The organism is Prochlorococcus sp. MIT2304 (genome assembly GCF_059772405.1).
In genome coordinates this window covers 1031870-1052265 of record NZ_CM186286.1, presented here as the reverse complement: position 1 = coordinate 1052265, position 20396 = coordinate 1031870, and the positions used below count along the sequence as shown (strand labels likewise).

Below are 20396 nucleotides of genomic sequence, written 5' to 3'. Positions count from 1 at the left end.
TCAAGAAGAAGCTGATGATCTTCTTCTCTTTCGTCTTGGATCCTCAGTAACTTCTTTTGATTCACAAGAGTTTAAATCAATTGTTTCTTCATCAAAGGAAACATTAATATCTTTTCCTTCGGTATGTTCTTTTTCTTCAGAGGTAATTAGATCTTTCTCAATGGTGTTATTTACTTTAAGAGGAATCATATCTTCATAATTATTTTTAGTATCAGATTGAACAAGGTTTTTTTGTTGATCGTCCTCAAGAATCTTATTAATCTCTTTTCCACTTTCCTGATTTCCAGGACGAATTATATTAACCGTATAATTTTTATATAATGGAGGCTCATCTAAAATTAAGATGGGGTTAAATCCCATTGAGCTATATACAATCTCCTCATGCTCATTCATATTTATATTTATTAATTTATTTTCTTGTTTTTTATTTTTGATCTCTTTAGAAATATCATCTCCAATGTTCTCTTTGGAGAAAGATTTCGAATTGTCTATTGATAGTTTGTTTTCTTCGTTGATTAGATTTGTGTCTATATCTTTTGTCTTATTTATACGCCTCTTTTTTAAATTATTCTCTTGTGAAGGTTGGATTTCTTCACTTGATATTAAAGTTGAATCGATCACACCCGCTTCTGATGAGGTTGTCGGATTTATGTCTTGAATAGTGATATTTGGAAGATGAGCTTGACCTTGGGAATGAGTTGAGTTTTTCCCAAATAGTTCGTATATATTTTGACCTTGTCTTTTTCTCGTTAGCTCAACAAGTCCAAGCTCTGTTAGCGAAGCAATTTGTGGCCTAGCTGAATCTCCATTTATGGCAGATGTGAAATGTTCCAATAATTGCAGTTGATCTCTTCTCGTATCCATATCTATAAAATCAATAATAATAACCCCACCAATATTTCTTAATTTTAATTGTCTTGCTATTTCTATGGCTGCTTCACAATTAGTCCATAAAACTGTTTCTCTAGAATTTGCAGATCGTGTAAATGAGCCTGAGTTAACATCTATAACCGTTAATGCTTCTGTTGGTTCTATTATTATATACCCGCCAGAGGGGAGCTCAACTCTAGGTTTTAGTGCATCATTAATTGCAGAAATAACTCTATATTTTTCTAAGATATTTTGTGAATCACTATGCAACTCTATTGCTAATTCTTTATTATCCTTGCCAAGGAAGTTCTTAACTCGACCAATTGCTTCAGTATTATCTACTACAATTTGAGTTACATTTTGGCCGATATTATCTCTAAGAATTCTTTGAATAAAGTCTTCATCTCTATTTAAAAGAATTGGTGGGGTACAACTCTCAGAGGCTTGTTGAATAAGCTCCCAATGCTTGAGAAGATTTTCAAGATCATCAATTAAAAATTCCTCAGAAATATCTTCTGCTTCTGTTCTTATTAAAAGCCCAGTACTAGGAGGCTTGACCAATACTCCCAATGCTCTAAGTCGATTTCTTTCACTTTCTGTACTTATTCTTCTAGAAATATTTACACCTTGCCCATAAGGCTGGAGTACGAGATATCTTCCAGGTAGAGCGATGTTCCCAGTCAATCTTGGTCCTTTTGATCCAGTAGGTTCTTTCATTACTTGAACCAAAACCTTTTGCCTTGGTTCGAGAAGCTCTGTTATTCCTGAAGTTGCTTTTTTTAACCTAAGTGGACCTAAATCATTAACATGAATAAAACCATTTTTTTCTGTCTCACCAATATTGACAAAAGCAGCATCTATCCCTGGAAGAACATTTTCAACTGTCCCTAAGAAAATATCTCCGATTTGGTAGCTACCTTGAGCCACGATTAATTCATCTATTTTCTCATCAGTGAGCAGAGCGGCAATTCGCAAATGCTCAGCAATCACAATTTGCTGGGGCATATACAATGTTGAGCTTTTTCAAGCTATTAAAAAATTGATTAGCAGAAAAACTGCAAGTAGAACATTTTGATAGTTATGACGCCAAGCCTAATTAAAGAGATTTTTGAATACTGTTCGGAATTGGAATTAAATATAGTCCGGTTGAAAATGCTGGAGTTGCCAGCGTTTAATTTAGGTGTCCCTTTAAGAAAATCTGGCGTTAATTAAGAACATTAAGGGCTTAAACCCTTTTCTTTGCTCTAAAAATATACTAACACAAGATCACTTTTTGGTTAATAATTTAAGGATCTGATCTTCTTAAAAAATTAGTTCTTAATTATGGAATAAACTATGTTTGGAGATTTAAAGGTGTTTCAGGGATTATCCTTGAATTAAATCTTACCGATTTTCCAGTGGTACAAGTTAATGCTGATTACCTGAAATTAAAAGCAGGCTATCTTTTCCCAGAGATTTCTAGAAGAATTAAAGACTTTAACTCTAAGAATCCCAATATTGATTTAATCCGGCTCGGAATCGGTGATGTTACTGAGCCTCTGCCTTTGGCTTGTCGTGAAGCGATGAAAGCAGCTATTGAAGAAATGGGAACCTTGGAGGGCTTCAAGGGCTATGGACCAGAGCAGGGTTATCAATGGCTTCGCGAAAGTATCTCTGAGAATGATTATTTATCTAGGGGTTGCGAAATTTCACCAGAGGAAATTTTTATTTCAGATGGCTCCAAATGTGATAGCAGCAATATCTTGGATATTCTTGGTAAGGCTAATAAAATAGCCGTAACTGATCCTGTTTATCCAGTATACGTTGACACAAATGTCATGACGGGAAGGACAGGAGAAGCAAACTCATTTGGAGAATATAAAGGTTTAAGTTATATCCCAATTAATTCAGAGAATGGATTTGTGGCAGAAATACCAAAAGAAAAATTTGATTTAATTTATCTTTGTTTCCCTAACAACCCAACTGGGGCAGTAGCAACAAGAGAACAATTAGTTTCATGGGTTGAATATGCAAGAGAAAACGATTCTTTGATTCTTTTTGATGCTGCTTATGAGGCTTTTATTAAAGATGACTCAATTCCGCATTCGATTTTTGAAATTGAGGGATCTAAAGAATGTGCAATTGAGTTTCGTTCTTTTTCAAAAAATGCAGGATTCACAGGGACAAGATGTGCTTTTACAGTTATTCCAAAGTCTTTAGAAGGTAAAGCAGGTGATGAAAAAGTTGATTTGTGGTCCTTATGGAATCGTCGACAAAGTACCAAATTCAATGGAGTCAGTTATATTGTTCAAAGAGGTGCGGAAGCCGTTTATTCTGAAGAAGGGCAAATTCAAATCAAAAAATTAGTAAGTTTTTATATGGATAATGCTCAAATAATCAAAGCCAATTTGACTTCCGCAGGATTTGAAGTTTTTGGCGCAATCAATGCCCCGTATGCATGGATTAAAACTCCTAATAACTTGAGCTCATGGGATTTCTTTGATTTATTACTAGAAAATGCAAATATCGTTGGCACACCAGGAAGTGGCTTTGGAGCTGCTGGGGAAGGATATTTTCGATTGTCCGCCTTCAACAGTAGAGAAAATGTCGAAAAAGCTATGCAAAAGATCGTAAAACTTTAATGCGTAATCTCATGGTATGTTCCTTCTTAAAAAGTGCTGTTCATCCCGGCAGTTTAATTATGGTTGATTCTACAAATAAAACAGATGGTGATACTGCAGTTATTGATAGGGAAGTTCAGCGAGTTCGAAAATTATCACCCAAGTATAAGGTTTTACTTCACAATGATCCAGTCAATACAATGGATTATGTTGTTGAAACTTTAAGGCAGGTTGTCCCACAATTAAGTGAACAGGATGCCTTGAGTATTATGTTGGAAACGCATAAAACTGGTATAGGACTTGTTATAGTCTGTGACTTAGAACCTGCTGAATTTTATTCTGAATCTTTAAAGTCAAAAGGCCTAACAAGTTCTATAGAAATAGAAAGCTGAAATCATCAATTAAAAGGTTTTGGAATAGTTGGTTGCATCAAAAGATGCAATGGATACCAACATTTTCTCTTTTTTTGTTTCTATATCCTGCAGGATGGTTTATTAGTCAATTTTTTTCCTTTTTTTATAGAGATATTACTTCCAATAAGTTAAGTATAATAGGCACCATAATTACATTCATTTTATTTCTAAGTCTTTTACCAAGTTGGGGAAAAATTAGATGGAAAACTGATCACTTATGGCTATCTATAGGATTAGATTTTAAAAATAAATTTGCATCATTAAAACTATTTCTCAGTGGATTTATATTTTCAATTTTTTTAATAATTATTCTTTTTCTGTTTTTGCTATTATGTGGTTGGATTGATAGAATTGACTATATCAAGTTTGATCAACTAATAAATGCAACATTATTAATAGCTGGTATTGTTTTTGCTGAAGAAATAATTTTTCGTGGATGGTTAATGGAGGAAATGGTTCTTCTGTATGGTTTTAGAAGAGGAATGATTTTTCAATCTGTAATTTTTAGTTTTGCGCATTATAGATCTGATATTGGTTTATTAGCTTTAATTCCTTTTTTGAGTGGTCTATTTTTATTTGGAATAGTTCTAACTTTAAGACGAACTATTGATAGAGGTTCGTTATGGGGATGTGTAGGTTTGCATGGAGGGTTGGTTAGTATTTGGTATCTTATTGATTCAGGAATGGTAAGTTTTTCTATTGATACTCCTTATTTTTTAATAGGACCAAGCAAAAGTATGGTGAATCCGATTGGAAGTGTCTTTGGGATAATAGTTTTGTTAATTACTATATTCTTTCAACGAAGACTTTTTTCTAGAACCGGCCGGTTTTTAGCTTCGACAGTTAATGCTTCGTCTAACGAAGAAACCCCATAATCTCTTTCTAACAAGTCCATAACAGTTCTACCGAAATCATTTGGATTTTTATCAAAGGCCTCCAAGCAAATTCTTCCAAATTCTTTGCCCATTGGTTCTGGATTCCAGAGAAGTTTCCTTGCTGTCCAAGGCATTAAACTCATGGGGTTATACCCAGGTTTTAATAAACCTTTTTTTAGTCCATACTCCTCGAGTAGAGTATGTGGCTGAAGTCCTATAAAAAATATAGAAGGCTCAACAATATCAGCACCAAAAATCTTCTCTAATTCTCTATGGTAAGCAACTGTTTGTCTTATTGTTTCTGGACGCTCGTCTATAACATTGAATGAATAATTTACTGAAACCTGTGAATTAAAACCGGCTTTTGCTAAAAGTTCACAATTTTTCAGAACTGTTTTTAAGTTGTATCCCATTCTCATTTTTCTGACAAGTTCTTGAGATCCAGAAGTTATTCCAATTTCGAAATAGCTCATACCTGTTTTAACCATTAACTCTGTTAATTCTTCATCTAAATTGTCAGCTCTTATGTATGCGGCCCAATGAATATCATTCAACCCTTCATCACATATAGCTTGAAGAATATCTTTGGCGTTTTGAATATGTCCTCTGGAAGGTATGAATTGGGCATCAGTAAACCAAAAGCCGCGAACACCTAGGTTGTAAAGTTGTTTGATTTCTTTAATAACCTCACTTACTGGGTTGATTCTTACTTTTTTACCTTCAATAACTGTGTAGATACAATAACAACAATTATGTGGACATCCTCTTTTTGTTTGTACTCCAATATAGAAGTCGCCACCATCTAAATACCATTTAAATTCAGGCCAGATAGATTGAATATAGTCATAATCGCATGCTGTTTTAATGATGTTATTTGGCTTCTCATGAATCAATTTGTCTCTTGGAGACTCGCCAACGATAAAACATCTTTCATCAATTATTGAGTCATTTCTTATTAATTTTTCTATTAAAAGCTCTCCTTCTCCTAAAGAGATAATAGTACCTTTGGGAAGTGAATTTTTTAATTGATTATAAAAAACACTAACAGCACCTCCGCCTACGATTGCATTAGCATTTGGATTATATTTCTTTGCATATTTTAATCCCTTTCTAATTAATCTTTGGTTTCTCCATATCTCTCCATAATGACTTTTTAATAGTTGAAAACCACCTAAAGCACCGCGAATTTTCTTGAGAGGGTTTCGAGCGTAAAAAACTTCAAATGAATTTTGTAATGGATTTCCACCTCTTCCATCTACAGGTGCATAAATTTGTATATCTCTCCATGAAAAAACTAGTAGTGTTGGTTGAAATTTTTTAATACTACTTATCAATATTCTTTCGACATCTAAAATTGGTAATGAAGCTAAATCTATAATTAGTTGTTGAATTTTCGGAAAGCATTTATGTACATGATCTGCTAGATAAATTGGTCCGATGGGGAAAATAGGATTACAAGGGAGTCTGACGTACAATACCTTTGCCCTTGGTTTAGGTCCAAGAAGTTTTAACTCAGTAGTCAGATTTGCTTTCATCAGGACATCTATTGACAACGAAAAATAATCATTTTACGACAAACACTAACAATTTATTGACCTTTTTGAATGAAAATTAGAGTAATGGTTAGAAGCAAAAAAACTCAAGCCCATTTAAAATTTAGGCAAAACTTAGTTATGGAGGCGTTTTTATATTTTTTTCAATTTTGATGATCTACAACTAATTTAAAGGAAAAGTTTTTATTGACGCTTTTTTAATTGATATTGATCAATTGATTGAAAAAACAAAAAATAGACCAGACTAAATTTATTGCTTTAACGATTGGATTATGAATCCTCCAATGACTTTGATTATATACATGCTCAGTGGCGCTGCTCTTGGAAGTTTGATGCTTCTAACTGGCATCCCTGCGGCTCCTCTTCTGGGCTCGATTTTGGCGGCAGGATGCTTAAGCATAAGTGGTCAATTTGAGCCTGCTCAATGGCCGATGGGTACCAAAACTTTGCTTGGAATTGGTGTGGGCACAGTTATTGGCACTGGAATTAATCGAGATACTCTTTCAGAGCTACAAACTCTTTGGAAGCCAGCTATGGTAATTACTTTTACTTTGATTCTTACAGGTCTCTTGGTTGGGTTTTTGGTAGTACGTTTGTTTGGAGTTGATCCATTGATAGCTTTGTTGGGTTCTGCTCCTGGAGGGACCCTCGGAATGAGTCTAGTCGGAGCAGATCTTGGAGTAGGAGCTGCCGTAGCAGCAATCCATGCATTTAGATTGATAGCTGTTTTATTAATCACTCCAGCTGTTGTTAAGTATCTAGCTCCTCTTTTTGGTGTGAACCTGAATTAGAGTTTAGTAAAAAAGTTTGAGATGATTCATGAATTTATAAAATTTTCCAAACAGAATTTTCAGGTATCTTTGGTCCTATTGTTTTATCTGGGGGCTCTGTAGTGCTAATTCTCCAGTCAGGTACTCGACATTGTACATATCCTGGATTTTGAATAAGCACTCCAGGATTACAATCTTTTTGATAAGTGAATCCTCCCTTCCATATCCCTCCATCTTTGATTGAACCTTTGAACCAAACCCAACAGTTTTCTCTTTGCATTTGATTTCCTAGGTAGAACTTTCTAATTTTATTTATCTTCTTCTACTTCTACGTCTTTGTTGCAATTTACGCTTATATTTTTCAACAGGAGTCTCATGATGACGCAGGCGCTTTAATTCTCCAAAGATGCCGGCCTTGGAAACTTGACGCTTAAAGCGGCGAAGTGCTGATTCGATGCCTTCGTTTTCTCCAACAGTTACTTGAGTCAAAAAGATAAAAAATTCTATTAGATAATTTTACAGGACGATAAAGCATATTTTTGTTTTGTCCTTTTTGGGAGAAAAAGATCTAGAGTCATAACTGAATTATCCAAATAGCTTTCTTCAAGTTTTGCTTATTAGCCAAATCATTGAGGTTTTCCCCTTTTCGGACCATTCATTATTTCTTCATAGGTCCGTTACCCAATGACTATTTACATAGGGAATCTCTCATTTGATGCTGAGATCGAAGATATTGTTGGTGTTTTTAGCAGTTATGGTGAAGTTACTAATTGTAAGCTGCCATTAGAAAGGGAAACAGGAAGAAAAAGAGGGTTCGCTTTTGTTGATATGGGCGATGATGCTCAAGAACAAAAAGCAATCGATGATCTTCAAGATGTTGAATGGATGGGTAGAGCTATTAGGGTTACAAAGGCTAGACCTAAAAATAGTTAACCTGAATTTTTCATGCCACTCAAAATAAAGCTGTCTGCAACTCGATTAATTGTATTTTTTGAATTTTAATTAGTTTTAGATTTCAGTCTATTAGCGAATTAAGCATTTTCTCAAATTAATGCTGTAATGATAAGCAGTTCAGAGCAATGCCTTTTTTAATGGTTTACTCAACAATTCCTTTTTCAACAATCACATTTGGCGGGTTTAATCCTTTAGCTGCAATAGCAGGTTTGGTTATCTTTTTTCAGATTTCTCAAATTTATTATTATGGATTACCTGAGAATGAACCATCAGTTGAGCTTTCTGAAACTGGTTCATATAAATATCTTCAAAAACAATTTATTGGTGTTCAAGTAGTAACTGCTCTTATTGCTGCTTCAGTCATGCTTGCAGGCCCTGATAAGATATTTTTCCCGTTTAAATATTTCTAAGTTAAAAATAGACAAAATTAATTTTTTACCTAAAAAAGACAGCTAATTGCTGTCTTTTTTAGGTATGAGGAATTAAACTTGAATTAATAACTGATTTTGAAAAATAGTTTTAGAAAGTTAATTTTTCTGATTGGATAATTTTCGTTGGAAAATCATTACTTTGTTCATTACGGACATCAATTTATGAATTTACTGTTTTTAATAGTTTAGTCAAATTATTTTTTATGCAATTTAATCAAAACAAGACTGATTATTCTCAAGATATTGTTAATGAATATGAAAAGGTGATTACAAGCGAAACTATTGAAAATCTTAATTACTTTTATCCCAATGGGGATCGTATTACTCATCAAATGAGATGGTTTAAAGGCAGCAATAATAGGGGCTTAAGAAGTCATAAAGCTGCATAAAAGAGAAAATTATGCTCAATTTTTACCGATAACTTTTATATAAAAAAAACTAAAAGACATGAAAAAAAGAAATCTTTCTGACCCATATGAAGATTTTGTGAGAATAGAGAAACTCGATGCTTATGAAGCGCAAATCAAATCCAATCAAATTAGATCAAATTCAAGAAAAAAGAAAAAACCTCTTGAATAATATTAGTTATTATTATTTATTAAAAGTCTGAAATTTGTTTTCTATATATTAAAAGCCTCCTGATTCAACAGGAGGCTTTTGTCTAACTTTGCAGGGTTAGAAGCTAAATGCAGTTTCAACAACAACACCAGAATCATCATCACCAGTACTTGTATCTTCTACTGTGAAGAAACCAGGAGTGATAGATACATTGTCGTTCAATGCATAAGTGTAAGAAACTTCAAATCCTGTTGAATCTAAAGAATCACTACCATCAACATCAGTTGTGTTGTAAGCAGCACTTAATGTTCCAGGACCAACTTCGTAGTCAACACCGATGAACAAATCAGTTGAATCAGCACCAGTTTCTGGATCATTTGTGTCATAAGCCACGCTGAATGTTGCATCAATTGACTCTGGGCTGTAGTAGATACCACCACCAAATGTGTCGTATCCAGCGCCAGCATCGCCGTCGTTAGAAGCGATTACTAGACCGCCACCAAAGCCGTCTCCGTTGTAGCCAAGAGTGAAAGTTGAAACATCATCAGCATCATCAGCATTGATACCTTTGGTTGCGTCAGTACCACCAAGAGAGATGAAGCTAGCAGAAGCAACTACGCCGTTGTCGTTAGAGTAAGCAACAGCAACACCAGGACCAGTTTCGTTACCAGCTAAAGAGTAAGGCATAGCACCTAGTCTAAAAGCATCTGAGTAAGCAGATGGTGTTGCAGCAACAACATCATCCTGATCAACCAAAGGACCAGCAGTTACTTCTAGATCGCCAACTGGGAATGCATAAAATAAAGACTGAACATCTAGATCGCCTGTCTCAGCACTATCCATGCTTGCGAGTGGGCCACTAGCATTACCAGCTACGATACCTGCGTAGAAAAGATCTTCGCCTGTGAAGCTAGAAGATACATCAAGGCTGTATGCATATTGCATATAAAGCTCTTCTTCAGTGTCTGTTGTTCCGCCGTCAGAAACAGAACCAACAGTGAAATAAGCACCACCAGAAAGAGATGTGGTAGATGAGAATGCAGTATCTGCGTTAACTGCAGCAGGAGCCATTAGGCCCAAGGCAGCAGGAGCTACTAATAAACGTTGAAAAAGCTTCATTGTGTCCTCACAAAATTAAGATCAATTTATTTTCGTTATTAACAATTAAATAAGATGTATTTTTAATAACACTATTAAAAAATATTTAGTAACGACGAATACAATTTTGATTTGTATGAATATTTGGCCTTTTAATTTAAAATTAGTTTATCGAATTCTATAAAGAAATTTTTGGATAGCATTTTCTTGCAAGAAACAGAAAATAATTATTTAATGGAATACCCATTTTTGGGTCGGAGTAGTCTAATTAATGAAAAGGTTGAAAAATTAAGCTGCTTGACTCTAATGATTAATCATTATCTATAGAGTTAGCCTCAGGACCTAAAGAAGCTGTAACCCATTACGATACGACATAAGAGATACTGGATAATTTAGTTAGAAAAATTCGCTCTTCTAAAATAACTGATTGATCACTTTCTAGTTTTTTCAGTATGTTTTGAATTCGAATTCTTGTTGTGGTGGAGAGCATGAATTTTTTTCTTTTTGTAGCTAACCGGCCCTAAAGGGTTGGTTCTTGGCGGATTTTTTTGATTTTATTTTATACTTTAATCTTTGTTTTTGGTATAAAAAAGTACAAATACTTTTATATTTATTTGTTTTAATTTCGCCAAATAATAGTACGTTATGGTTGATTTCTCATACAAAAATCTTAGCTCTAGTATGGTCATATTGAAATGCATTGGACCAGATAGATTTTTTATAGAAAGAGCTATTTTCCCCCAAGAAATTTTTTCTTCTATGGCACCAGAAGGTTCTAATTTAGAAATTTGGGGTATAGAGTCTTATGGGCCAAATTTAGAGCAACGACTCAGAGTATCTGCTTCTAAAAAAGAAGGCCCAGTTGCAGGTTAATTTCTGTGAGTATTTAATTATTCAAAGCAATAGATATCTTGCAAAGTTAAGCAAGTTTTTTTGACTTATTATCTAACCCATTTCGGCTTTCATGGCTTCATGGATTCTCTTGCTCATGATTTCATGACCACAATATTGCAAATGCAATTCTTGTCCCCTTTTGTCGGATTTAGTTTGTGTGTACTTAAGTCCTCTGTAAGTTAGCTCAGCCATTAAATTGATGTGCATTGTTCAAGTCCCCGTTCCATGGCTTGAATCTAACTGCGACTCAAGTCGAGTCGAACGTTGTTAGATGATACACAACATATTCCCAATCTGTTGAAGCTTCTTTAAAAATTATTATCAATTTAGATCGAAACTCGTGATTTATTAAACGAATAAAATAACTAATTTACTAGCGAGCTAGTCTAGAAATGTATGAATCTCTTGAACCAGCATTGATCCAACCTGTCGCAATAGTTTTTGGATGAGTCTTATTGACACGACCTCTATGTATATGTGTAAGCCCAGCGGGAAAAAAAAACTAGTTTTCCTCGTTCAGCAGTCTCATGATATTCCTGCCAATGAAACTCTGTTCCTCCTGAATCGACATCATTACAATACAAAATCCATGCTAAGACTCTGTTAACTGGTTCGGTCGCTTCTTCGCTTATAGTCCAGTCACAGTGCCATTTCTTAAAACCTTCCCCAGGAGCATAACGTTGTAAGTTAAAAATGGGATTAACAAAGAGAGATTTTTCTGGAGCACATTCGCTAAAAAGTGGTCGTTCTTGAAGGTATTTTTGAAGTCCAGCATTGACTCCTCTTACTATTACTTCAGACAAAGCAAATGATTCTGGATCAGATCTATCTATTGCTACAAGGCTGATATCAGTAGAAATCTTTGCAGGATCTGAATCATTATTTGCTCCATTACCGAAGGCGATTCCATTGTGATGCAAGTCAGTGCGACGATCGAAAAACGACATCACACCATCTGCAACAGATTCAAAACCTTTATTTCTATAACTAGCTATTAAATTCATTCGATTTTTTTTAAATTTTTTGATCTTGGAATAATCTAAATCGCTTGAAAGTATCAATTTTATAAAATTTTGGTATGGACTTTTCCCTTCTTGATTGACTAGCAGTTGTGTTGACTTAGTTGAATTGATTTTAGTAAAAAGGCTATAAATTAAGCATTAGTTTTTTCTTTGAGCGATCTTAAATATCTCTTTCTCTGACCGCTACCTTCTACTTCAAAATACCAAGTGGGTTTTTTGTTGTCAGTTTTTTTTAAGTTAACGCAAGGATTGCCAGTGCTTAACTTCTTCTTAATCGGTGCATTCATTAAAGTATTAAAGCACATTTTCTAATTCTTTTGGTTCGGTCGTTACTTATTCTTCTGGTAAATAGGGAATAAAAAAGAGGCCCATTTGGACCTCTCTTCGAAATTAAAAAAAAAACCTAGGCCTTTCCTTACGCAATTCCTCGGTTTTTATATGGGTCGTCTCTGAAGGGCTGTGCCTCAAAACTTGGAGGTGAGTTATCTCTATAAGGATGAAATAGAGCATTACCCATTGAAATGAGTAGTTCTTGAAGCCAAAGAATTGTTTTTTTCATTGAGTCCTCTGATGGCATATAAACATATATAAGTTATGTGGAATATTTATACATCAGTAAAAACTCCTCTTGTTGAATCATTGATTTTCTAGCCAAGTAATTGAGCACTTTTGGTTTATCTCTTGGAAATAAGAAATTTTGACCCTATCCGAATCCTTGAGGTGCCGTTTTTGTCCGAACCTTAAAATCCCAAACCTTAACTCCTCCGTTTGCATTTATTGCAGCCAAGGCAGTGTCATCAGGATGCCAAGCAATTTGGCTTACAAGGTCCCCTACAAATGCACCACCAACTGGATCACCCTGACCATCTTTTTGGAGAAACCAAGAAAAAACTGAACCATCACGTGCGCCAGAAGCTAAAAGCATTCCGTTGTGTGAGAAAGCAAGGCAGGAAATGGGTTCAGTATGAAGAATTAACTCTCCTGGCACAGTGCCCTCGGGGCCATCGCCTTGAAAACTCCAAACTGTCACGCGATCACTACCTCCGGTAGCAAGAACTGTGCCAGTTTGATCAAAAGCTAGGTGGCTTGGTTTACCTGGATAGCCTGTCATCTCTGAATCTTGATCAGTTGAACGACGCCAGAAATGAACAGAATTATCCTGACTACCGCATGCCACTATGTCTCCATCTGGACTAAGCACCATTGATACCAGTGAACCTTGCCATTCCAATTTTTGATTGACCTTGTTGCTAACTACATCAAAAAAAGTTACCTGGCCGTAGCATGCTGTTGCTAATTCATTTGAATTAGACCAAGCAATCGCGCTTACAGTGCTGGGATGTGCTTTTGATCTCCAGTGCTCTTTACCTTTTTCATCAAAAATATAGACGTATTTAGTAAAAACTACTGCTAAAAATTTTCCGTCTGGGGACCACTTGATGTGCTCAACCCATCCTTTCCCAAGTTCCAAATTGTTAGTTGACTTACCCTCATGACTTTCCCATAAATACACATGTCCATCCTGGCCAGCAGTAGCAAAAGCATTTCCATCTGGATGAATAGACATTGCTAGTAAGCCACCTTTATGTGTGTTTCTTGTTTGCCAAATGAGCTTTCCAGATTTTCCCTCAAATGCGTAAAGCCCACCAGCGACATCACCTACTAAAAAGATTTGACCTCCTAACGCCCATCCACAGACAATTGCATAGTCGTCAACTTGAGCAGACCAACCTTCGTGCAGCATTCCCTTGGGACTAAATGCTTCTATACCAGACATTTATCAAACTCCCTGCTCATTTCTGCTTCATCAAGATTTCTACCGATGAATACAAGTTGATTGCGGCGAGGTTCATTGCCCCATTCTTTATCAGGTTGAGCTGTGAAGAGCATGTGTACTCCTTGAAAAACTATTCGCCTCGATTCACCCGCATAACTAATAAATCCTTTCGTGCGGAATATATCGACACCTTTCTCTGATAAGAGTCGACTTAGCCACCTATTTAGTTTCTCTGGCTCTACATCACCTACTCGCTCGATAGCGAAAGAACCTACTTCATCATCGTGTTCGTGTTCTGCTACCCAAACTCTCTCAGCAATTGGAGAGATGATGGAGGTGTTTTGAGCATTATTTTTATCGTCAGCAGTTGAGGACCTTCCTTTCGTTATTTTTAAATTGAATTCCTCGGCAGTATGTTGAGTGAATAGACCTATATCCCTTGACTTGTCAATGTCTATTAGGAAGGACTTAGTACCTTCTGATTGAAGTTGAAGGCTTACGTGCTTCCCCACGGGGACTATGTCGCCAGGATGTAAAGGTTGTTCTTGTTCGGCATAGAGTCTTACGCATGATTCAGCACCTGTGTTTAGAGATGACTCATCCTTGCCTTGGTCTAATAACAGGACAAGAGACATGGTAGGGTCTGGACCTTCTTCGAGCGTAAGCGCATAACGACCCTCTTCAAGTGAAAACACACCTGTCCACTCAAATGGATACTCTGGTTCTAGAAAAGTTGGACGTCGCTGAAGTACTTGATCCAGGTCAAAAGCATTGAGATTTAGAACAGTATCAATTGAGACGTCTGCTTGTTTACTACGTATTACACGAGCCATACGATTCATATCGCGTAGCCGGGACTCTAAGTTGTCGAGTGATTCATCTGAAACTAGATCAGTTTTATTTAGAACAAGGACGTCAGCGAAGGCAACTTGCTCGGAACTTTCATCACTTCGACCAAGTTGTTGTTCAATGTGAGCTGCATCAACAAGTGTGACTATGCCGTCAAGTGAAAACTCATCACGGATTTCATCGTCCATGAAAAATGTCTGAGCTACTGGGCCAGGATCAGCAAGACCAGTAGTTTCAACTAATACATAGTCAAACTTGTCTCGTCTCTTCATGAGGTTTCCTAGTACACGAATAAGATCTCCCCGGACGGTGCAGCAGATGCAACCATTCGACATCTCGAAGACCTCTTCATCCGCATTGATTACTAATCCTTGATCAATACCAACTTCACCATATTCATTTTCAATAACTGCTATTTTTTTACCGTGCTCTTCGCTCAGAATTCGATTAAGTAGTGTCGTTTTGCCTGATCCAAGGAAACCAGTCAGTATTGTCACTGGTACTTTTTGCTTGTTGCTCATTTTCTTTAATTAACGATCGGAACAATGTGAGCTATCAAGAGAAATATCGGTTAGCAAATGCTCTTTGATACCCAATAATTCAAGTGATTTTGATTCAAAGCTTTCAACTTCTTGATAATTGTAAGGAACTTTTAATCTTGATAAATAATGTTTCCTATCCTTTTTTTGAGCGAATGATTTGAAAATTGAAGTTCTTTTAGATTTGAATCGTAATCAGTTAAAATAGTAAGTCTTAATACCTTATTTTGATCCCATGGTGATTGATCCAAGGCTGCCTGGTCTTCCCAGTATTGCTTGTAAGCTTTGTATCCTTTGCCTGTCAATTTAGATTTAAGAATGTCTATCTTTCTAAAATTAGACATTCTTAAATCTTTAAAAGTTAAGGACTCGTTAAGGAATCCCATTTCCCCTCAAGTTCATTGCCCTCTTTCTGATCACATTCTCCACCAAGCGAATCAACAATTGTGCATGTGTTGTGTACTGCTACTGAAATAGTGTTCCCTTTAAGCATTAGACCATCAACAAAGATTTGATTTCTTGCGATAGGAGTGGAAGTTTGTCTGCTTAAGTTTTTCAATAGCTTGGAAGGAGGCTTTTGCTCCGCGAATAACACGTTCACGTTTTCTTCTTTGAGCTCAGCTATTACAGTTGAAATAGTCTCTGGTCTAAGGCTGGAAGAGTCTCCAAGGACATCTAATAGACTCAAAGTTTTTAAGCCAAATGCATCTCCGTAATATTCCATTGCTTTGTGCTTAGAAACGATTGTCTTTCGATCAGTAGGAATTGTGGCAACTTGTTTTTGAATCCATAAGTCGAGATCTTCTAAAATAGAATTAACTGCTTTAGTTCTTTCTTCTAAAACTTTTTTTGTTTCTCTGTCAAAGAAGGAAATTTTCTTGTTGATATTTTTAGAAATGACATTTCCCATCTTGATGATGTTATGAGGGTCATGCCAGATATGAGGATCTAGCCCACCATGGTGATGGTGATGATGATCACCTTCATCTGGGACTTGAGCTATTGGTTCAACATCGTCACCAGAAACATCCTTAAAGAAATGTTCGTCGGCTTCAAACTCAAAAGGCATATGCTCCGTAAAGAATGCATATTTACCAGCTTTTTTGATCTCTACAGTAAATGTTGTGACGTCTTTCTTCTCATTAAATGAGAGAAAATATGCTTTTTCCTGCGCAAAAAGTTTGTCATTATTTCGTTTGACTTCAGAATCTTTGGATCCTATTAAGTCTTTAGCAAGGTTTTCTGATGCCTCAATATTACCTGATTTGAGAATAACCATTTTCATTGCAGGATCAGCATACTGTCCATCGACTTTGGCGAATGACCAGGTGTAGCTCCCTGCTGAAAGATCAAAAACACCCCCCCATTCAAAGGCTCCATCTGAATGACTATCTCCATGGTCATCGTGGTCATCATGATCGTCATGCTTTGCAGCTGAGTGATCGTCATGGTCGTCATGCTTATCAGCTGAGTGATCGTCATGATCGTCATGATCGTCATGATGATCATCTATTTCTATTGCATTTACGCCAACGACAACAGTTAAGGGATTACCTAACCATTTCTTGATTGCAGGTGTCATCTCTGAACCAAGAGTAAAGACTTGCTTGGCACTTTTTAGAGTTTGGGCCTGTCTTGGAGTGATCTTGACATCGTGAACATCTTGTTTCCTGTCGATTAAACAGGTCACAGGTGTTGAAGGTGGTGCAATTGCGGAGACAACATCACAGACTAATGGCTCTACAGCAACAATTGATTTTGAATTTGCTAGTGCACTTTGATCAGCATCGATTGCAAAAAGAAAACCTGCAGAAAGAGAACCACCAAGAAAAAACTTCGCAACCGATCCTTTTGCTGAGTCAGATTTCAAAAGACCTCTAAACATTCAGAATTTATGAATGAAACCTAATTACTATAATGGAAATGATTATCGTTTTGCTACATGTCAGGGAATGCTTTGAAAGGTGAAGTAGCTTGGATTAATTCGTGTGCTCTAGTAGTGAGTTAATCCTCAATTGCAAATTCATGATTGAGCAAATCAAAGCAATAAGCTTCTGCCTAATGGGCAGAAGCTTATTGCACAGTCTTAAATCTAGACTTTTTATTTGATTAGAAGCTAAATGCAGTTTCAACAACAACACCAGAATCATCATCACCAGTACTTGTATCTTCTACTGTGAAGAAACCAGGAGTGATAGATACATTGTCGTTCAATGCATAAGTGTAAGAAACTTCAAATCCTGTTGAATCTAAAGAATCACTACCATCAACATCAGTTGTGTTGTAAGCAGCACTTAATGTTCCAGGACCAACTTCGTAGTCAACACCGATGAACAAATCAGTTGAATCAGCACCAGTTTCTGGATCATTTGTGTCATAAGCCACGCTGAATGTTGCATCAATTGACTCTGGGCTGTAGTAGATACCACCACCAAATGTGTCGTATCCAGCGCCAGCATCGCCGTCGTTAGAAGCGATTACTAGACCGCCACCAAAGCCGTCTCCGTTGTAGCCAAGAGTGAAAGTTGAAACATCATCAGCATCATCAGCATTGATACCTTTGGTTGCGTCAGTACCACCAAGAGAGATGAAGCTAGCAGAAGCAACTACGCCGTTGTCGTTAGAGTAAGCAACAGCAACACCAGGACCAGTTTCGTTGCCAGCTTCAGAGAAAGGCATTGCGCCCAACCTGAAACTTCCTGAGTATGCTGAAGTTGTGGCAGCAAGAACGTCATCCTGGGCAACCACAGGTCCAGTAGTTACTTCTAGATCTCCTACGGGAAAAGCATAGAAAAGGGAAGATATTTTTAGAGTTGCACCGTCTTCTACAGCACTATCCATGCTTGCGAGTGGACCACTAGCATTACCTGCTTCAATACCTGCGGAAAGTAGATCTTCACCAGTAAAACTAGAGCTGATTTCTAACTCATATGCATATTGCATATAAAGCTCTTCTTCAGTGTCTGTTGTTCCGCCGTCAGAAACAGAACCAACAGTGAAATAAGCACCACCAGAAAGAGATGTGGTAGATGAGAATGCAGTATCTGCGTTAACTGCAGCAGGAGCCATTAGGCCCAAGGCAGCAGGAGCCACCAGCAAACGCTGAAAAAGTTTCAAAGTGTCCTCACACAAAAATACTTGAAAATGATAATCGTTTTAGTTTTACCCTGACAAGTATATAATAACTTTTTGTCAGCAAATCCTCTAACTGATGCCTTGTTTGATTGCTGAAAATCTTACATATTCTTATTCAACTCAAATCCCACCTGCTTTAAATAAAGTTTCTCTTAAGCTGGAACCAGGAACTTTGACTGCTCTTGTTGGCCCTAATGGTGCAGGCAAGTCCACATTATTAAGCTTGCTGCAAGGAAGCAGCAGACCAGATCAAGGAGAAATCACGGTTGGTGGAAAACCATTAATTAATAATCGAGCTCAAGTTGCTTTAATGCCTCAAAGGGGAAAGTTAAATTGGAGTTTTCCCATAACTGTTGAAGGATTAGTTTCTTTGGGTCGAGTGAATCATTCGAAATCCACTTGTTGTGAGCTTGAGGCTGCCCTCCAACGTGTTGGAATATCTCACCTAGCGAAGAGAAGGCTAGATGCTTTATCAGGTGGTCAGCAACAAAGAGCATTACTTGCTAAAACCTTGATGAATCCAGCCACTATTTTTTTACTTGATGAACCTTGTTCTGCGCTTGATCCACCGGCAAAAGAAGATTTCCTGATAATTATTCGTCAGTTAGCCGATTCTGGTTTGACAGTTTTTGTCAGTAGCCACGATTGGGGTACATCTTTGAATGCTTATGACAAGGTTATTGTTCTCGATAAGATTATCTTGGCCTCTGGTAACCCTCAAGAAGTTCAAGAAAAACTTAGTTCAATTAATTATCTGAGGTGGAAAATATAATTGTGATAAATAATCATTTAAGCTTATCAAGCATTCAATTCTCTAGAACAATTCTGGCAGATTCCAAAATATTCAAGGGTATGAAATAACAGTTCAAATTTATTAGACACTTTTTTCGATATATCTACTGTTTTGACAGGACATCCCTGTAATCGAGTAGTTTCTCCACAACTTACACAAGTCAAATGATGAATATCTCTTTCAACTGGAGCATAAAGCACCTCACCATTAGGAAGATGTCTCGATCTGATCAAACCTTGCTTGACTAGTGCTTGCAGGTTTCTATAGACAGTGGTCAGACCCATTGCCTTTTCACCATTATGAAGTTTTCTATGCAGTTCTTGTCCGCTCAGTTCATCGGTACATCTCCTAAGTTCATTGAGCAGTTGTTCTTGTCGCTTGGAGATCTCAGGCTTTTTGGTACTCATTATCAAGATCTTAATTTGATCTTTCTACCTGACCATACTGAATCATTTGCTTAATGTCTTTTGTCAATACAAATTGGTGGATAATTCCTCTTTTGATAACTTCCTTTTCAGGAGTGCTGTGTCCTGCTATGGGGAGTGTATTAATTACTCATAAAAGGCTGCTTCAAGTTAATTTAATTTCACATTGTGTTCTGCCTGGACTTGCCTTGGCTATGGCGCTAGGTATGGATCCATCTATCGGTGGTGTCATCAGTGGCTTAGTAGGAGCTATTGCAGCAGAAAGTTTGACAAATAAAAAAAATCAAAATTATGAAGCTGTGATGAATACAATTCTTGCTGGCTCCATGGGACTTGGTGTTCTTCTTATACCTCTACTTGGGATCAGGATTGATTTGGAGGCTGTTTTATTTGGAGATTTATTAACTGCAAATTTTAGTGATTTATTGAGAACTTTGATTGCTTTTTTGGCATTTATTTCCTTATTGGTTTTTGGTTACGATAAACTTGTTCATATTGGTTTAGACCCTGAAGGCGCTGCTTCAAGTGGAGTTAATGTATCTTGTTTAAATTTAGCTCTTGGTTTTACAACTGCACTTGTCATTGTCAGCTCAATGTCAGCAGTGGGAGTCATTCTCGTTATTGCTTTACTTTCAACCCCAACTTTGTTGGGACTACAGAAAGCGAAATCTCTGTGGATTGCGATGGTTCGATCTTCAATATTTGGATTAGTTTTATCACTAATAGGTTTTTCGCTCGCTATGGTATTGAATCTGCCTCCTGGCCCTCTAATTAGTGTTCTTTGTGTGATTTCATTGATTGTGCTGCCAAGGAATAGATAGATTTATGTTTAAATATTTT

At 36.7% G+C, this 20396-nt stretch carries 24 protein-coding genes and 2 pseudogenes; 11 read left to right on the top strand and 15 right to left on the bottom strand.

Annotation, left to right across the window (positions count from 1 at the left end):
• Positions 1-1875 (bottom strand): Rne/Rng family ribonuclease, encoded by a 1875-nt coding sequence (locus AC6EIY_RS06310; RefSeq protein WP_498506126.1) that lies wholly within the window; start codon positions 1873-1875, stop codon positions 1-3.
• A 392-nt stretch (positions 1876-2267) separates the two neighbouring features.
• On the opposite strand from AC6EIY_RS06310, the gene AC6EIY_RS06305 reads away from it, so the two are divergent.
• Genes AC6EIY_RS06305 through AC6EIY_RS06295 form a run of 3 tightly spaced genes read left to right on the top strand, consistent with a single transcriptional unit; the run spans position 2268 to position 4758 of the window.
• The gene (locus tag AC6EIY_RS06305; protein ID WP_498506125.1) at positions 2268-3491 is read left to right on the top strand and encodes an LL-diaminopimelate aminotransferase; all 1224 of its coding nucleotides are present in this window, start codon (positions 2268-2270) and stop codon (positions 3489-3491) included.
• 59 nt (positions 3492-3550) lie between these two features.
• Positions 3551-3862, top strand: a complete 312-nt coding sequence (gene clpS / locus AC6EIY_RS06300; RefSeq protein ID WP_498508163.1) for an ATP-dependent Clp protease adapter ClpS — start codon at positions 3551-3553, stop codon at positions 3860-3862.
• Between the two features lie 44 nt (positions 3863-3906).
• A complete protein-coding gene (locus tag AC6EIY_RS06295) occupies positions 3907-4758 on the top strand; it encodes a CPBP family intramembrane glutamic endopeptidase (RefSeq protein WP_498506124.1) in 852 nt (283 codons plus the stop codon).
• Here AC6EIY_RS06295 and AC6EIY_RS06290 read toward each other — a convergent pair.
• Positions 4680-6293, bottom strand: a complete 1614-nt coding sequence (locus AC6EIY_RS06290) for a photosystem II high light acclimation radical SAM protein (RefSeq protein ID WP_498506123.1) — start codon at positions 6291-6293, stop codon at positions 4680-4682. The genes AC6EIY_RS06295 and AC6EIY_RS06290 overlap by 79 nt on opposite strands.
• Positions 6294-6583: 290 nt before the next feature.
• Here AC6EIY_RS06290 and AC6EIY_RS06285 point away from each other — a divergent pair, with 290 nt between their 5' ends.
• Positions 6584-7102, top strand: a complete 519-nt coding sequence (locus tag AC6EIY_RS06285) for an AbrB family transcriptional regulator (protein ID WP_498506122.1) — start codon at positions 6584-6586, stop codon at positions 7100-7102.
• 34 nt (positions 7103-7136) lie between these two features.
• Here AC6EIY_RS06285 and AC6EIY_RS06280 read toward each other — a convergent pair whose 3' ends face one another.
• Positions 7137-7361 carry a hypothetical protein gene (locus AC6EIY_RS06280; RefSeq protein ID WP_498506121.1) on the bottom strand — a complete coding sequence of 75 codons (225 nt, stop codon included), beginning with the start codon at positions 7359-7361 and terminating at the stop codon, positions 7137-7139.
• Positions 7362-7393: 32 nt separating this feature from the next.
• Entirely contained in the window at positions 7394-7570 is a 177-nt protein-coding gene (gene rpsU, locus AC6EIY_RS06275) for a 30S ribosomal protein S21 (RefSeq protein WP_011295405.1), read from the bottom strand.
• Positions 7571-7765: 195 nt separating this feature from the next.
• On the opposite strand from rpsU, the gene rbp reads away from it, so the two are divergent.
• The 4 genes from rbp to AC6EIY_RS06255 all read left to right on the top strand — a co-directional run bounded on the left by rbp (position 7766) and on the right by AC6EIY_RS06255 (position 9045).
• Positions 7766-8014: an RNA-binding regulator gene (rbp, locus tag AC6EIY_RS06270; RefSeq protein WP_498461518.1), complete on the top strand. Its 249-nt coding sequence runs from the start codon at positions 7766-7768 to the stop codon at positions 8012-8014.
• Between the two features lie 158 nt (positions 8015-8172).
• On the top strand, positions 8173-8445 hold the full coding sequence (locus tag AC6EIY_RS06265) for a hypothetical protein (RefSeq protein WP_498506120.1): 273 nt from the start codon (positions 8173-8175) through the stop codon (positions 8443-8445).
• Between the two features lie 224 nt (positions 8446-8669).
• Entirely contained in the window at positions 8670-8855 is a 186-nt protein-coding gene (locus AC6EIY_RS06260) for a hypothetical protein (RefSeq protein WP_498506119.1), read from the top strand.
• Between the two features lie 58 nt (positions 8856-8913).
• Complete coding sequence (locus tag AC6EIY_RS06255; protein ID WP_498506118.1) at positions 8914-9045, top strand: hypothetical protein; 132 nt, start codon at positions 8914-8916, stop codon at positions 9043-9045.
• A gap of 96 nt (positions 9046-9141) precedes the next feature.
• Here the strand turns inward: AC6EIY_RS06255 and AC6EIY_RS06250 are convergent, their stop codons facing one another.
• Together AC6EIY_RS06250 and AC6EIY_RS06245 are read right to left on the bottom strand one after the other, a co-directional pair.
• Positions 9142-10143: a porin gene (locus AC6EIY_RS06250; RefSeq protein WP_498506117.1), complete on the bottom strand. Its 1002-nt coding sequence runs from the start codon at positions 10141-10143 to the stop codon at positions 9142-9144.
• Between the two features lie 340 nt (positions 10144-10483).
• A complete protein-coding gene (locus tag AC6EIY_RS06245; RefSeq protein WP_498506116.1) occupies positions 10484-10612 on the bottom strand; it encodes a DUF8638 family protein in 129 nt (42 codons plus the stop codon).
• Between the two features lie 191 nt (positions 10613-10803).
• Here AC6EIY_RS06245 and AC6EIY_RS06240 point away from each other — a divergent pair, with 191 nt between their 5' ends.
• On the top strand, positions 10804-10995 hold the full coding sequence (locus AC6EIY_RS06240; protein ID WP_498506115.1) for a DUF1830 domain-containing protein: 192 nt from the start codon (positions 10804-10806) through the stop codon (positions 10993-10995).
• A 72-nt stretch (positions 10996-11067) separates the two neighbouring features.
• Here the strand turns inward: AC6EIY_RS06240 and AC6EIY_RS06235 are convergent, their stop codons facing one another.
• The 8 genes and pseudogenes from AC6EIY_RS06235 to AC6EIY_RS06200 form a co-directional block, all read right to left on the bottom strand.
• Entirely contained in the window at positions 11068-11223 is a 156-nt protein-coding gene (locus tag AC6EIY_RS06235) for a hypothetical protein (RefSeq protein WP_498506114.1), read from the bottom strand.
• A gap of 166 nt (positions 11224-11389) precedes the next feature.
• A pseudogene (locus AC6EIY_RS06230) lies at positions 11390-12020 on the bottom strand (2OG-Fe(II) oxygenase).
• Positions 12021-12453: 433 nt separating this feature from the next.
• On the bottom strand, positions 12454-12615 hold the full coding sequence (locus AC6EIY_RS06225; protein WP_498506113.1) for a hypothetical protein: 162 nt from the start codon (positions 12613-12615) through the stop codon (positions 12454-12456).
• A gap of 126 nt (positions 12616-12741) precedes the next feature.
• On the bottom strand, positions 12742-13815 hold the full coding sequence (locus AC6EIY_RS06220) for a WD40 repeat domain-containing protein (protein WP_498506112.1): 1074 nt from the start codon (positions 13813-13815) through the stop codon (positions 12742-12744).
• Positions 13803-15185 carry a CobW family GTP-binding protein gene (locus tag AC6EIY_RS06215; protein ID WP_498506111.1) on the bottom strand — a complete coding sequence of 461 codons (1383 nt, stop codon included), beginning with the start codon at positions 15183-15185 and terminating at the stop codon, positions 13803-13805. The genes AC6EIY_RS06220 and AC6EIY_RS06215 overlap by 13 nt, the downstream gene beginning before the upstream one ends.
• 131 nt (positions 15186-15316) lie before the next feature.
• The gene (locus AC6EIY_RS06210; RefSeq protein WP_498506110.1) at positions 15317-15547 is read right to left on the bottom strand and encodes a hypothetical protein; all 231 of its coding nucleotides are present in this window, start codon (positions 15545-15547) and stop codon (positions 15317-15319) included.
• Positions 15548-15564: 17 nt separating this feature from the next.
• Positions 15565-17088: a metal ABC transporter substrate-binding protein gene (locus tag AC6EIY_RS06205; protein ID WP_498506109.1), complete on the bottom strand. Its 1524-nt coding sequence runs from the start codon at positions 17086-17088 to the stop codon at positions 15565-15567.
• A gap of 224 nt (positions 17089-17312) precedes the next feature.
• The gene (locus AC6EIY_RS06200) at positions 17313-18320 is read right to left on the bottom strand and encodes a porin (RefSeq protein ID WP_498506108.1); all 1008 of its coding nucleotides are present in this window, start codon (positions 18318-18320) and stop codon (positions 17313-17315) included.
• A gap of 184 nt (positions 18321-18504) precedes the next feature.
• Here AC6EIY_RS06200 and AC6EIY_RS06195 point away from each other — a divergent pair.
• Positions 18505-19110: pseudogene (locus AC6EIY_RS06195) on the top strand (ABC transporter ATP-binding protein); the annotation flags it as partial.
• A gap of 26 nt (positions 19111-19136) precedes the next feature.
• Here the strand turns inward: AC6EIY_RS06195 and AC6EIY_RS06190 are convergent.
• The gene (locus AC6EIY_RS06190; protein ID WP_498506107.1) at positions 19137-19538 is read right to left on the bottom strand and encodes a Fur family transcriptional regulator; all 402 of its coding nucleotides are present in this window, start codon (positions 19536-19538) and stop codon (positions 19137-19139) included.
• A gap of 53 nt (positions 19539-19591) precedes the next feature.
• Between AC6EIY_RS06190 and AC6EIY_RS06185 the strand changes: the two genes are divergently transcribed.
• On the top strand, positions 19592-20377 hold the full coding sequence (locus AC6EIY_RS06185) for a metal ABC transporter permease (protein WP_498506106.1): 786 nt from the start codon (positions 19592-19594) through the stop codon (positions 20375-20377).
• The last annotated feature ends 19 nt before the right edge of the window (positions 20378-20396 follow it).